Here is a 14634-nt window from a genome sequence, read left to right on the forward strand (position 1 = left end):
TACACACACTGGGACGATAGTTTATCAGGAACCATGCCATTTATGGTGCGACTGCGCTATTCTACTCCGCCTATCTCGTATGCAGCGGGCGTCCGTCCGCTTTCAGCAACGCCTCACCGAGCGTCTCGCTGAACGTGGGATGCGGGTGGATGAGCCGTGCCGCATCGGCAAGCGGGACACGGTTGCCGACCAACTGTTCGGCTTCCGCTATCAAATCACTGGCGATTGGGCTGACGATGTGCACGCCCAACACCACCTGCATATCAGGATTGTTCGCAAACGCACCGCTGACGACGGTCATCGATCCGCCTTCCCCGCTCATCAGCATGCGCGCGTTGGACAGCATCGGGTATGCCGTCTCCTTCGGCTCGACCACGTCTTCGCGCGCTTTTGCCTGGTCGAGCGTCAATCCGACGCTTGCTGCTTCGGGGAAAGAGAACACCACCTGTGGCACGGTGTCGTCAAGCACGGGTTTTGGATCGGCTCCGGCGATTTTCTCAGCGATGGTGATGCCTTGTTCAAAGGCGCGGTGGGCCAGCGCATGACCTGGAGTGATGTCTCCCAGCGCCCACACGCCATCAAGGTTCGTCCGTCCGTATCCGTCGACGGTCACGTATCCTCGTTCGTCGAGCTTCAGGCCGCTGGAGCGGAACCAGTCGGCGTCGGTATTGGGCACACGTCCGATGGCGGCAAGCACCACTTCGCCGTAAGCGGTGCGGTCCTCATCGGAATCGCCCTGCCGATAGTGCACAGTGGCCCCTAGGTTCGCGCCAGTGTCGACACGGTCCACCGCGGTGCGTGCGATCACGTTCACTCCCCTGCGTTTCAGCTCACGTGTCAGCGTCATCGAAGCACGGCGTTCCCATGTGGACAGCACGCGGTCCTTACGAATCAGCAGTGTCACTTCGCAACCGGCGGCATTCCACAGCGACGCGAATTCCAATGCCACCGCACCCGCACCGATAATCACCGCGCTGGAGGGCAAGGTATTCAGCTCCAACGCCTGGGTGGAATCGATCAGCGCGCCGGCGAACGGATTTCCAGGCAACGCAAGCGGACGCGATCCGGTTGCCAACACGACGTCGTCGGCATCAATCGCAAGTTCCGTTTCAACCGGTTCGAACACGCCGGCTTCCACGGACCGCGATACCTGCGTCTCCCCCTCAGCCGGCGTGACACGTACTGTATGCGCGTTCTGCAATGCCGCGCAACCGCGGAATACGGTGACGCCGCGATGCGCCAGCAGGCCCGTCAGCCCTTTCGTCATCGTTTCCACGGTGGAGACGCGGAAATCACGTAATCTGCCGAAATCGATGCTCTGCAGCGTGGCGTTGATGCCCATGCGTTCGGCGTTATGGATGGTTTCGACGCTATGCACGGCAGTCAACAATGCCTTCGATGGGATGCATCCGCGGTTGAGGCATGTGCCACCGAGCGTACCGTCACGTTCGATCAACGCCACCGATTTGCCGAGTTCCGCGGCACGCAGTGCCGTAGAGTAACCGCCGGGGCCGGCTCCGATGATAGCGATGTCGAAATGCTGTTGAACCATATTGAATCCCAATTCGTTCCTCATTGATTCGTTTGCACGCACGTGAAGTGAGCTTTTGTTCGATGCGAGCAATCGTTTTCCATGGTAATGGAAAAGCCGTCAGTTGTTCGCTGACGGCTTGAAAAATCACCGGCGGTTCTCGATACCGATCACTCCGGCCAGTGTCCACGCTTCGGGTAACGAGGCTTCGGAAGCCTCCAACGGCGAATCTGGAGGGCACGGCTCCACGCATAGGAACCGGAACGCATGCCCTTGGCCACGGACTGCTCACCGAATTTCTCGATGAGCTTCTTCTTGAGCTTGTGCCACATGACCGCCACGTCGATAATCACGGCGAACAAGTAGACATACATGATCAGCATGAGCGGCAACGCCAATGCAGGCCACTTGTAGGTGACGACCATGGATCCGATCAGGATTATGAACGCGACCGGGATGAAGAACTCGCCCAGATTGAAGCGGGCATCGACGTAGTCACGGATGTAGATGCGCCACGGCAGACGTTCCGACTTCGGCATGTGGTTGATGTCGCCTCTCTGCATGGCATCGTACTCGGCGTTCTCACGCTCACGCATACGAGCCTTGGCGGCTTTACGGCTTGCCTCGCGATCCTTGGGGACCAGCGGACGGAGATTCTGCGCCTGGGCGTCCTTGCGCTTCGGGGTTGGACGGCCCTTGCCGGAGGTCGGCTGTGCAGCCTTGCTCTCGACGTTCTCCTGCGCCGGTTCTTCCTTCTTGGTAAACAAACTCATGCCTATAGAGCGTAAGGTGACGTATCGACGCTCGATGCCGCCCGCGGTGCCGTCTGCGTTGCGGTTCAAGCTGCGATTCAAGCTGCGGTCGGACGGTCTGCAAAGAACAGATACAATGGACATTCGTCACACGATATTCAATCCGCGTAATACACACGCATATATAGGGAGCATCAAGGATTATGACAGCTTTAGGAGCCGAAGAGATCCGCACGCGCGTCGAGTCGGATTTCAACCGCATCGTCGACGTGTTGAACCAGAAGATCGCCTTGCAGTCGATTTCCGCGAAAGGCATCACCGCCGATCATATGAAGCGTTCCGCGCAATTCGTGGCGGACCTGCTGCGCGAGGTCGGCGTCGATACGAAGGTGGTGCAGTCGCACAACCCTGACGGCACGCCGGGCGCTTGGGAGGTCATCGGTTCCAAAAACGTCAGCGAGGATGCGCCGACGGTGCTGCTGTACGCGCACCATGACGTGCAGCCGGTGCCGGATCCGAGCGTATGGAACACCGACCCGTTCGTCGGCACTGAAATCGACACGCGTCTGTACGGCCGCGGAGCCGCGGACGACGGCGGTGGAATCGCCATTCATTCCGGTGCGCTGAAAGCGCTTGAAGACGATCTGAAGGTGAACATCAAGGTGTTCATCGAAGGTGAGGAGGAGATGGGTTCTCCGAGCTTCATTCCGTTCATCGAAGAGCACCGGGACGAGTTCGCTTCCGATGTGATCATTGTGGCCGATTCGGGCAACTGGTCCGCTGAGATTCCGTCGCTGACCACGTCGCTGCGTGGCAACACCGATATTGATGTGCATGTCAAGGCGTTGGAACATCCGGTGCATTCCGGCCAGTATGGCGGCCCGATTCTTGACGCGAACACGCTGGCTGCGATGTTGATTTCCTCCATGTACGACGCCAATGGCGATTTGGCCGTGCCGGGCGTTGCGTCCGAGGAACCGGTTGGCGGCCTGCAGCGTGATATGGACGAGGCGACTGTGCGTGCCGACGCGGGCATCGTCGAATCGTATCGTCTTGCCGGCACCGGTTCGCTCGCCGCGCGTCTGTGGACGAAGCCCAGCGTCACCGTCATCGGGTTCGACGCGCATCCGGTGGAAGGATCCTTCAACGTCATCTCTCCTGAAACCACGTTCCGTCTGAGCTTGCGCACCGCGCCGAACCAGCGCCCGGAAGAGGCCCAGGAGGCGTTGGCCAAGTTCATGGTGGAGCATGCGCCGTTCGGTGCCGAAGTGTGGGTCGACAAGCTCGACAACGGCATGGGCTGGGCCATGGATCCGAACGCTGAGGCCACCAAGGACGCCATGGACGCCATGGAGGAAGCGTTCGGTGTGGCTCCGGTCAACAAGGGCGAGGGTGGCTCCATCCCGTTCATTCCGGAATTGCAGCGCATCTTCCCGAAGGCGCAGGTGCTGGTCACCGGTCCGGAGGATCCGAAGGCCAACGCGCATAGCCCGAACGAGTCCATCAGTCTGCCGGCGTTGAAGAACAACGTCATCACCGAAGCGTTGCTGCTGGATAAGCTCGCCAAGTAAGAAGCCGTGTAAGGCTTGCCGAAATAGGATAAAGCTCTCTGTCATACGATTCCGATTGGAACGTATGACAGAGAGCTTTTTCATTTAGCTGCCGATTGGGGAATCATCATCCATTAGTTGGACACGTTGCTGAACGCCCAATGCCAGTAGCCGGTGTAGTATGCGGTGGCCAACGCGATTGCCGGCACCGCGATGCAGATGGCGTAGAACAGCCAGTCGACCGCATGCAGTTTCGATTCACGCGCTTGGCTTCGTGGCGCGTCGGATCCGAATCCGCGCGCTTCCATGGCGGTGGCGAGTTTCGTTCCACGTCGGATGGATACGACGAGCAGGCTGAATGCTTGCGAGAAGACGCGTTTGATGGTGCTGCCGTCGCCGAGGCCACGCGAGCGGCGTGACTGGCCGAGTGCACGCCAATCGTCCTGCAGCAGCGTGAACATGCGCATGCCGGCAAGGCCGCCGTATACGAAACGTTGCGGCAGGCGCAGAATCTGCACGAGTCCGTCGGCCAGATCGGTCGGGTCGAGTCCCAAAGCCAGAATCACACCCGGCACGGCGATTGCGGCGACACGTAGGAATGTGGCCAACGCCAGATAGAGCGATCCTTGGGAGATGACGATGATGCCGCCCAGATTGGCCAGCACCGTGCCGGATGTCTTGCCGTACAACGCCACGGAAACGAAGCTGCCTGTGGCCGCTATCCATACCGGCCATGTCTTGCGCAAGACCGTCCAGGGAGCCACTCCGCCGATCCATAACAATAGCATTTCCAAACCAAACGCCACGGATGCCGAAACGACATCGAGGGTGAAGAACATCGGAATGCACAGGATCAACGCACCGATGAAACGGCTTACCGGGTTGATTTTCGCCACGAACCATGACGGTGACGCCGGCTTCGTTTCGTTACGACGTTCCTTGTGTGGCACCACGGTAATGGTTTCGAGCTTTTCATTGCCGTCGCGCCCACTGTTTTTGTTGGTTTCGAGCATGTCACTCCCCCTCTCTGACCAAAATACGGCGTGCGCCCAGCGCTTCGATGAGCGGCTCATCGTGCGTAATCATGATGACCGCGCAACCTTGGTCGCGCGCACCGGCGATCAATTGGACCATGCTGGTCCACGTGGTGAAATCCTGTCCGAATGTCGGCTCGTCCATGACCAGCACTTTTGGCGCGGCAGCCAGCATGGACGCCACGGACAGTCTTCTTTTCTCACCGCCCGATAGGGTGAATGGATTCGCTTTGGCGAAGCGGGAAAGATTCAGGCGTTCCAACAGCCTGTCGGCGATGGAATACGCCTCCTCGTCGGTTTTGCCCATGGATTTGGGGCCGATGGCTACCTCGTCTCGCACGGTGGATGCGGCGAACTGGTGTTCCGGCTCTTGGAACACCATGCCGATACGTCCCAGCAAGTCGCGGCTTTTCCATGTGATCACATTGTTTTCGCGATGGGGAGGTACCAGATCGTCCGCCATGCATACACGTCCTGCTATCGGTTTGAGCAGTCCTGCGAGAGTGAGTCCGAATGTGGATTTGCCCACGCCGTTTCTGCCGGTCAACGCGGTCACCTCACCGGAATGGAATTCGAGGTCGATATGCTCGCCGAGCGGGAAATCATAGCCGAAGCTCAGATCCCGCGTGTAAAGCACGACGTCCTGCGGTTGCCGGATTTGTTCCGGTTTGGGCGCGTGGCTTTCGATGGTGCGGCCCGGCACCCACGCACCGCCGTCGGCAAGCACCTGACCCATGTGGCCGAACACTTCGTCTGGAGTGCCGTCGGCGATTACGCCGCCGACGTTCGAATCGACTTCGGGCTTGCCCAGCACGATGACGCGGTCGACCAGGTCGAGCCACACGTCGATATGATGTTCCACCACAACCAGCGTCTCATGGGTTTGTTCGAGGACGTGGCGGACAGCGTCGTGCACTTCCTTGACACCGTCCGGGTCAAGGTTGGCGGTCGGTTCGTCAAGCAGCAGCAGGCCAGGGTGCATGGCCAGCACGCCCGCCAAGGCGAGGCGCTGACGTTGCCCGCCGGAAAGTCCTCGTGTGGAGCGGTCGAACGCCATGTAGTCGAGCCCGACGATGTCAAGGGCGGCTCGTGCCCGGTTCCAGATTTCATCTTTCGGCAGGTTCAGGTTCTCACAGCCGAATGCGGTGTCGTCTCCGGCACGTTCGAGAATCGTCTGCGAGTCCGGGTCCTGAAGCACCAGCCCGCAACGTCCGCGCGCTTGTCTGGCGTCGACGCCGTCGATGAGCAGCTCGCCTTCCTGCTCGCCTTCGTCATCTCCACCGAGCACGCCGGCCAAACCGGACATCAGGGTTGATTTGCCTGCGCCGGAAGCGCCAAGCAACAGTACCCGCTCCCCCGGTTTGATGTCGAAGTCGACGTGTCGTAGCGCGAAATCCTTACGTGAGGCGTGTCTCCATCCCCAATCATGTGCGGTCACGCCGGCCGCTGTTGTGTTCTGAACGTCAGTGGTCATTCGTCGTTCTTTCTTCTGATTGTCATGCTGTTGTTTCGTATGCCGTTGTCATGCGATGCGCCATCACAAGAAAATCCCGCACCACCTTGATGTGATGCGGGATTTGCTTGCATCGGACAATCAGACCAGTTCCTGCGTACGACCGGATTCGAAGCGGTCGAGCACGCCGGTCTTGGCGATGGCCACCTGCAGGAGGTACATCACCGCGCCGGCGAGCACCGCGCCGGAAATGGCGGAGGCGATCAGGTAGATGCTGACGCGTAGCGCGCTCCAAGCCGGATTGGTAAGCCAGTAGTACAGGCCGCAGCCGACGCCTGCAAGTGCGCCGGAGATCGTGGTGGACAGCAGGTCCCACTTCTTATAGGCGAAGAGGGCAAGACCGATTTCGGCGCCGAGGCCCTGCACGATGCCGACGATCAGCGAGCCGCCGACACCCCACTGGTTGCCCATGGTGAGTTCGAGCGCGGCCGCGAGGGTTTCCGCGAACAGTGCGGCTCCAGGCTTGCGCACGATGATGGCGGCCAGAGGGCCTGCGAACAGCCAGAAAGCGTTAAGCAGGCCTTCGAAGCCTGGAGTCACCGCCTCGAAGAGGGCCAGCGGCGCGGTGCAGACGATGTCCCAGCCCCAGAAAATCACGCCGGATGCGACGGCGATGATGGCTGCGACGACGATATCGACCACGCGCCACTTGTTGTTGTGTTTGCGAACTGCGGAAGACTGGTTTTCTTCAGTCATGGGATATGTGCCTTTCTCTTTTCGTCAAGGCACGGGAAATAGAGAGACGTCCGTGCGCCGGCATTACCCGGTATACGTTCATACGGTTGAAGCGGTTGCTTCCTCTCAGCCATTCGGCCCCCGTGTCTGCGCCTGATATTACACAGGACCCACGATTTACGTCAGTTTTGTCTCATAACGGATTCCGTATTCCGTGGCTGAGTCGCATTCCGATGTGTTGTTTTGGAGGAACGCTCCAACCGTATGGTGATTTTATTGAGGCAGTCTCATCAGCGATTCGGCAAGATTCTTGAATGTTTCTCCGATACCGTCCGACCGCAACGCGCCCTCTTTGGTTAGGACTGCGGGCCGGCCTGCTTCGCCGGTTTCGCGCAGTTCAGGCTCCAATGGGAGTTGTGCGAGCAGTGGCACTTCATAGCCGAGGCTGTGGGTCAGCTGTTCGGATACGCGTGCGCCGCCACCTTCGCCGAAGATACGTAGCTTCTCGCCTTTGTGCTCGTAGTAGCTCATGTTCTCCACGACGCCGCGAACTTTCATCGGCACCTGCAATGCCACCAGGCCGGATCGTACCGCGATGTCGGAGGCGGATGGCTGCGGTGTGGTGACCACCACCAGTTCGGCGTTCGGCAGTGCCTGTGCCACGGAAATCGCCATGTCGCCGGTGCCGGGCGCCAGGTCGAGCAGCAATACGTCCGGCTCGCCCCACCATACGTCGGATAGGAATTGTTCCAAGGAGCGTTGCAGTCTTGGACCACGCCATAGGATGGCTCTGTCCGCGCCGGCGAACATGCCGATGGAGATCAGTTTCACACCCCATGCGGTGACGGGCATGAGCATGCCGTTGAGGTTCGTGGGCTGTGATTGCACGCCGAATAGCCTGGGCAGCGAGAAACCGTAGATGTCGGCGTCGATGGCGGCGGTATCGTAGCCGAGCGCCGCGAATGTGGCTGCCAGATTGGCGGTGACAGACGATTTGCCCACGCCGCCTTTGCCGGAGGCGATGGCGAAGATGCGGGTTCTGATGCCGGGTTTGTTGAACGGGTTCTGTTTACGTTCCGCTTTGAGGCCGGCCACCAGCTGGGTGAGTTTGTCTTGGCTCATGGAGCCGACTTCGATGCTGGGAATCAACGTGGCATCGGGATAGGAGGCGACCGCGCCGTTGATCTGGTTGGTGATGGTCTGCGACAGCGGACAGCCTTCCACGGTCAGTTCGACCCGCACCCGTACGTCGTACGTGTTGGTTTCGCCTGCCACTGGCGTGGCGTCAATGGCTGCGATCATGCCCAAGTCGGTGACGGACCTGCCCAGTTCGGGGTCAATCACTTTGCTTAGCCGTTCGTAGATGCGCGCTTCGATGGTGCGCTCGTCGCTCATGCTTCCTCCTTATGCCGCGTACCACGGTAGCGGTTCGCGGCACGGCTCGCCAGATGGTGTGGCGATTATTCAACTGTTCCTGTGTCGAGCAGCTGTTTGAATTGGTCTTCGTTGAGCATGGGGATGCCCAGTTCCTCGGCTTTTGCGGCTTTTGAGCCGGCATTCTCGCCTACGACGACCCAATCGGTTTTCTTGCTGACAGATCCTGCGGCTTTGCCTCCGCGCAGAACGATGGCCTCTTTGGCGGAATCGCGGGAGAATCCTTCCAACGAGCCGGTGACCACGACCGTTTTGCCTGCCAATGTCTGTGGTAGTCCGCTGGCTTGGGCTTGTCCGACTCCTACGCCGGCGGCCTTCCATGCGTCAAGCACGGCACCGCGCCAATTGCCCGGCTCACGGGCCGCGGTGAACCATGTGACTACGGATTCCGCAATTTCCGAACCAATACCGTCGATTTGGGACAATTCGTCCACGCTGGCATGTTCGATGGCATCCAACGTACCGAACGCGCTGGCGATGGTGCGTGCGGTGGGCGGTCCGAGCCTGCGGATGGACAGGGCCACCAGAACGCGCCACAGGTCGGCATGGCGGGCTTTGTCCATTTCGTCGAGCATCTTGCGGGTGTTTTCCGCCGGACGAATGTACACCGGCTGCACGCTGGACGTGCCTCCACGGGATACCTTGATTTCCTCGCGGATCACCACGGCGTCATCCGGCACCACGTATTGCGGATATTCCGCGGTCTCGTCGATGTCGGCTTCCTTGCGTTTGCGGGCGGCGGTAGGCGCGGTCCAGAATGCGGGCACCTGATGCCATAATCCGGATCCGCCCACACGTTTGCGCACTTTCTTGATCTTGCCGTTTGACCCGACGGTCTCGTGGATTTCGATGATTGGAGCCTCGCGCCAGACGCGCACATCCTTGAGGTCTGCGGACGTCAACGAGAACAGCCCGGCCTCGCTGGACAGCACAGGTGTCTGCATGGGCGGCAGTTCCAGTCCCGCCACCGGCTCGTACGGTTCAGGCTCCTCACCGGGTTTCACCACGATTTCGGTGATGTTCGGCGCATACGTGTCGATGGAATCGGGCCTGTCCTCTTCGGGATTCGTCAGCGCAATGGCTGATTGGTCGCCCAGATGTTCGATATCGAACGCCTTGCGGGACGCCAGATTGATGATCCGCTCGGTCAGCTGCGCCGGGCAGGATTCCACGTTCGGGCAGCGTATATCTTTGTCTCCCTCTTTGGCGGGAGCGAGTTCCGCGCCGCAGCTCGGGCAACGCGTGGGCATCACGAACCGGCGGAGCTCGCCCTCGCGTCCCTTGCGTCGCTCCAGCACCGGACCGACGAGCTCGGGAATCACGTCTCCCGCCTTGCGCACCACCACGGTGTCGCCGATGAGCACGCCTTTGCGTTCCACTTCAAAGGGGTTGTGCAGCGTGGTACGGGATACTGTGGAACCGGCCACGTACACGGGTTTCAACACCGCCACCGGAGTCACACGTCCGGTGCGCCCCACCTGCACAGTGATGTCAAGCAGCTCGGTATTGACTTCTTCCGGTGGATATTTGTAGGCGATGGCCCAGCGCGGCGCACGCGATGTGGCGCCAAGGGAACGCTGCAATCCCAAATCGTCGACCTTCACGACGATGCCGTCAAGCGCGTGTTCGATGTCGCCTCGGTGTTCGCCGTAATAGTCGATCATGTCGAGGATTTCCTTGAACGACGTGACCTCACGGTTGTGCGGAGAGACGGGCACACCCCATTTCTTATACAATTCGTAGGCTTCGGATTGGTCGTTGACCACATCATGGCCGTTGCCGGCGTGCCCCGCACCCCAACGCAGCGATCCGATGCCGTGCGCGTAGAAGCTCAGGCGACGGGTTGCGGTGATACGCGGATCCTTCTGTCTCAGGCTACCTGCGGCCGCGTTGCGGGGATTGGCGAATGGCGCGCGACCGGCGTCCTCGTTCTCGGCGTTCAGCTTGTTGAAATCGTCCCATCGCATGAACACTTCGCCGCGGATCTCCACGAATTCGGGAATGTCTTCCTCCGGTCCGGCAAGGTTCTGCGGAATGGTGGAGATGGTGCGCACGTTGAGAGTGATGTCCTCGCCGGTCACGCCATCGCCTCTGGTCAGACCCTGTTCAAGCACGCCGTTGCGGTAGATGAGGTTCAGCGCAAGACCGTCGATTTTCACCTCGCAGGTCATGGGCAGTGGCTTCGATTCGGGCCAATCCAATCCCCTGAGCACGCCGTCGTACCATTCGCGCAGCTCCTCGATGGAGAACACGTCATCGAGGCTCATCATGCGCGATGGATGACGTACGGAAGCGAAGTCGTTGGAGAACGTGCCGCCCACGCGATGGGTCGGTGACTGCGGTGAGTCAAGTGATGGGAACTGCGCCTCAAGCGATTGCAGGCAGCGCAATCTTGCGTCATATGCCGCGTCGGATGAGACGGGGGCATCGTCGATATAGTATGCGATCTGGTCTGATTCCACCCATGCGGCCACGCGCGCCCACAGCCTGGCCGCGGCTTCGGCGCTCATCGAAGCCACATCAACCTTGTCGAGGCGCATGGCGTCGGCATCGGTCGGCTGCAACGCGGCAATCCAACGTTCGCTGCCCGGAGTCAGCGAAGCCAGCCCCTCATCGGCCACGACGGCCGCGGAACTACCGTCGCTCTCCGGCGCGTCGAAATCCCATGCCAACTGTTCGGAATCATCACGATTCGTCATTGTCACCGCTTTCCCATCATTTCCGCCATGCCGCGCGGATGTCCACGCCAGCACCGATTATCGCACAAATGTTCGACCGTTTTGTTAGTTGTTCAGAGAGCGCAGGAACTGCACCTGCACCACGTCGGCACCGTCATGGTCTTCGTAATCCATGCGCATCGCGGCCACCGACAGGGTGCGTGCGGGCACGAACATGCCTTTGTCCACGCAGACGCGGGCCGCTTGGTGCATCAGGGGCGCGACCGGCGTGTTCGGCCATACCGGCAGTCCGGCGTCGGCGAGCACGTGGATGGCTTCCTGCACGTTGGTCGGCACCGGAATGCACTGCGATTGCGCTCTTCCGATCAGTTCCTGCAGTTCGCTTTCGAGCATGGCGATACGTCCGGGGGCAATCTCCTCGCTCATGATGTATGAGGCGGCGGCAAGGTCGAAGTGGTCGCACATCCATTCCGCATAGGCGAGGCGATAGTAGGCGAATGAGGCGTCTTCCCGGTCAAGCGCGACGTTCAGCGCGTTGAGGCATGCCGCACGTGCCGGATCCCAGTCCTCGGCACGCCCCAGCTGCACGGCGAGCTTGAGGTGCGACAGCGGGTATGCGGGGGCGTAACGCACCATGGCGTTCAGATGCGGCAGCGCGGCATCGACGCCTTTGACTTGGGCGAGCAGGTCGGCAAGCTCCATATGCATGTAGAACAGGTTGTCGGGAATGAGCACCGTTCTTTCGCCTTCGGTGGCGAACATGCGGTTGTAGATGACGCGTTCCGCATATGAATTGAAGTACCGCGGCACGCCCGGATTTTCAGCGAAGATCCGGTCCATGCGTTCGAGTGTGGACTGGGCGGATTCGATGGCCCGCTCGACGTCTCCGGAGAACAGCATGTCTCGTGCCTTCAGACGTTCGTCATCGAGGGATTGTGCCAGTTCGAATGAGAAGTCGGGCGTGTCTTCGCCGTCGATCAGCGCGCTGGTGACCTGCGGTGCCAATTCGGTCAATTCCGGATCGGATATGGAATTGATGATGTCCATGGCCTGTTTGGCTTTGGCCACCGATTCGAGTCCGTCGCTTTGCGCAAGACGATGGAACTCCCCCACGGCGCGCTGCAACAGGTCGACACGCTGGATAGACAGGCCCATCATGTTCTCACAGCCGAACAACTGCGCCGTGCCGTCATCAAAACGAATGTCGGACAGTTCGGGTTCTTCTTGGCTTCCCGCCGGTGAGAATCGGCTGTCACGAAGGTCGAAGGCCGCATCGATGGGTTTGAGCGCGCCTTTGCCGTCCACGTCCATTTCGGCGTCGAACATGCGGTATGTGGCGGTTGGATGGGCCAATCCGTCAGTGTCGAGCCGCTTCAGGAACTCGTCGCGGGCGAAGGTGACGGTCACCAAGTTGCGTACGGTCGGGTTTTTGCGCAGCTGCGCCATCGGATCGTCGTCATCATCATCGAGGTAGGTGTCGTACTCCGTTTTGTCGCTGGCGTCGTCCCGCATGGAGGCGTCGTCATCATCGGCGCGGCCGTCCGGTACCGCGAACGCCATTTCGTCGAAGTCGATGTCTTTCATCAGGTCTTCGAACTGGCCGTCCACCGTATCGTCTCCAGTGCCAACGCTATCCGAGCCAGCCGAATCGTCGGAATCGATTGATTCGGATGAGATATCGGTGGTTCTCGGAGTGACGGGCCGAGCCGGATCGCCATGGTAGTCGCCGTCCTTTGGAGCGGCTTTGGATCCGGATGGCCTCATGTCTCCGGTACGGATGCGTTCGAAGGCGCTTAACGCCTCGCTCATCAACTCGCTGATGGCGGAATCCTGTTCGGCTACGGCCTCTTCCAGACCAATCGAATCGATGTGCATCGACACGCGTTTGACATTCGGATCGGCTCCGAAGCTCAGCGCGGCCATCATGAGTCCGACGCGCAGATTGTAATCGACGCTCATACGCGTGCGTTCGACGTCGGTCAGGTCGATCCACGCGCGGCGCGATACGTCGTATCGGGTGAACGGCATCATGGACACTCCAGCAGAAGTGAAGCCGATTGCGACTTCGCCGTCGCTGAGGTCGCACCGGAAGTCAACGTCGAAACGGTATGGCAGACGCAGGCTGCGCAGCAGACGGGACATGGTCTGCCGGTACACCCATTCGGAACCTCCGTCGGCGCCGAAATCGCCTTCCAACACGTTGTCCTTGGTTGATTCGGCGACTTCACGCCGGAAGTCGGCCGCGATATCCGCCAGTCGGCTGGCGGCCTGGATGCCGTCTTCCCGGTTCGGGTCGAGGATCGCGCCGAACCGGTCGTCCGGTTTCAACGCGATCAGCGCCGGATTCTCCAGCAGGGCGAAGTCGATCTGCGCGGCTTCGGCACGCGTCACCGTGTCCTCCGTGGGGAGAGCGCCGATGCGTGCGTTACGTTCCAGCCATGAGCTGACGGCGGCGAAGCGGTTGAGGTTGCCCTCGATGTTGAGGGCGCACAGCACTGCCGAGAACGGCAGGGAGGAATCCCATGCGAAGAAGTAGCATCCGGAATAGCTGGATGTGTACAGGCGCAGCGGTTCCGCTCCGTGCACAGCTTCGAGCCCTTGATCAGTATCGAGCACGTGGGCTTCGCGCATCAGATCGGCGAAGTAGTCTTCCAGGCCGGAGGCGCGCATGCCATGCGACCGGGCGCTCATGGTGTCTCTGATGGACCGTCGGATGGCGCCTATGGGCGCTTCGCGGTTGAGCCTGCGGAAAATGTTGCCGGAACCGAAGCCGACGAGCAGGCCGTTCATCTGTGGAAGCATGTAGGCGGCGAAGAAGGCGATGGTGATGGCGTCCCGGTATTCGAGGTCGAACCGCATATTCGCTGGCAGGATGGCGCGCATTTGCTCAAGCGTGTATCGGTTGCCGGTTTTGAGCCATGAGGCGAGCCACATCATGCGACCGCCCGGCATGCGTCCCACGACGCCGCCTTGCGTGGCGCGCACCGTTTTCGGATTGCGGCTGGCCGCATGGCCGAGTCTTAGACCGTCCGCCAACGTAAGGGTTTCCTCTTTGACGAAGACGAACCGCGGTTCGAGTTCCTGCGTGTCCATGTCCGGATCGGTGCCGGCGAAGACACGCGCTTTGCCGTCCGCGAGCGCGATTTGGGCGAAGTGGTCGCTGTCGGTGAACAATCCGATGGAGAAGGCATGGCCGTGGGTCTGCGGCAGTTGGGCCCATCCGAGGCGGAATCCTCCGGGCACGCCTTCGAATCCGTCGATGACGTGTCGTTTGATGAGCGGATTAAGCCGGATGGCGTTGCGGGTCAGTTCGTCGACGATGTCGTCGGGCTTGTCAAGCGCCTTGCCGAAGGGGTTGGCGTGGATATGGCGCGGCGTGGCCTGGTTGACGAGTCGCCGCACATTTTGCCTGACGCGTTCGAGCATGGTCCGGTTATGTTCCGGTTGGCTGGCCGGGTCTGATGGTG

General features: G+C 60.4%; 9 protein-coding genes and 1 riboswitch. Of the genes, 1 reads left to right on the top strand and 8 read right to left on the bottom strand.

What is annotated here, in order from left to right:
- Positions 1 to 70: 70 nt before the first annotated feature.
- Entirely contained in the window at positions 71 to 1552 is a 1482-nt protein-coding gene (locus BAD_RS05050; protein WP_033499877.1) for an FAD-dependent oxidoreductase, read from the bottom strand.
- A 149-nt stretch (positions 1553 to 1701) separates the two neighbouring features.
- On the bottom strand, positions 1702 to 2304 hold the full coding sequence (locus BAD_RS05055; protein ID WP_041777332.1) for a DUF3043 domain-containing protein: 603 nt from the start codon (positions 2302 to 2304) through the stop codon (positions 1702 to 1704).
- Positions 2305 to 2486: 182 nt separating this feature from the next.
- On the opposite strand from BAD_RS05055, the gene BAD_RS05060 reads away from it, so the two are divergent.
- Complete coding sequence (locus tag BAD_RS05060) at positions 2487 to 3854, top strand: dipeptidase (protein WP_011743312.1); 1368 nt, start codon at positions 2487 to 2489, stop codon at positions 3852 to 3854.
- A 113-nt stretch (positions 3855 to 3967) separates the two neighbouring features.
- On the opposite strand, the gene BAD_RS05065 is transcribed toward BAD_RS05060, so the two are convergent.
- The 6 genes from BAD_RS05065 to BAD_RS05090 form a co-directional block, all read right to left on the bottom strand.
- The gene (locus tag BAD_RS05065) at positions 3968 to 4846 is read right to left on the bottom strand and encodes an energy-coupling factor transporter transmembrane component T family protein (RefSeq protein ID WP_003810327.1); all 879 of its coding nucleotides are present in this window, start codon (positions 4844 to 4846) and stop codon (positions 3968 to 3970) included.
- Between the two features lies 1 nt (position 4847).
- A complete protein-coding gene (locus BAD_RS05070) occupies positions 4848 to 6341 on the bottom strand; it encodes an ABC transporter ATP-binding protein (RefSeq protein WP_011743313.1) in 1494 nt (497 codons plus the stop codon).
- A gap of 120 nt (positions 6342 to 6461) precedes the next feature.
- Entirely contained in the window at positions 6462 to 7076 is a 615-nt protein-coding gene (locus BAD_RS05075; protein ID WP_011743314.1) for an ECF transporter S component, read from the bottom strand.
- Positions 7077 to 7107: 31 nt separating this feature from the next.
- A riboswitch (TPP riboswitch) is annotated at positions 7108 to 7210 on the bottom strand.
- A 118-nt stretch (positions 7211 to 7328) separates the two neighbouring features.
- On the bottom strand, positions 7329 to 8450 hold the full coding sequence (locus BAD_RS05080) for a P-loop NTPase (RefSeq protein ID WP_011743315.1): 1122 nt from the start codon (positions 8448 to 8450) through the stop codon (positions 7329 to 7331).
- Between the two features lie 65 nt (positions 8451 to 8515).
- The gene (gene ligA, locus BAD_RS05085; RefSeq protein ID WP_041777333.1) at positions 8516 to 11188 is read right to left on the bottom strand and encodes an NAD-dependent DNA ligase LigA; all 2673 of its coding nucleotides are present in this window, start codon (positions 11186 to 11188) and stop codon (positions 8516 to 8518) included.
- A gap of 84 nt (positions 11189 to 11272) precedes the next feature.
- Complete coding sequence (locus BAD_RS05090; protein WP_011743317.1) at positions 11273 to 14593, bottom strand: tetratricopeptide repeat protein; 3321 nt, start codon at positions 14591 to 14593, stop codon at positions 11273 to 11275.
- Positions 14594 to 14634 lie beyond the last annotated feature (41 nt).

Origin of the sequence: Bifidobacterium adolescentis ATCC 15703, from assembly GCF_000010425.1 — a bacterium.
Classification (GTDB): Bacteria; Actinomycetota; Actinomycetes; order Actinomycetales; family Bifidobacteriaceae; genus Bifidobacterium; species Bifidobacterium adolescentis.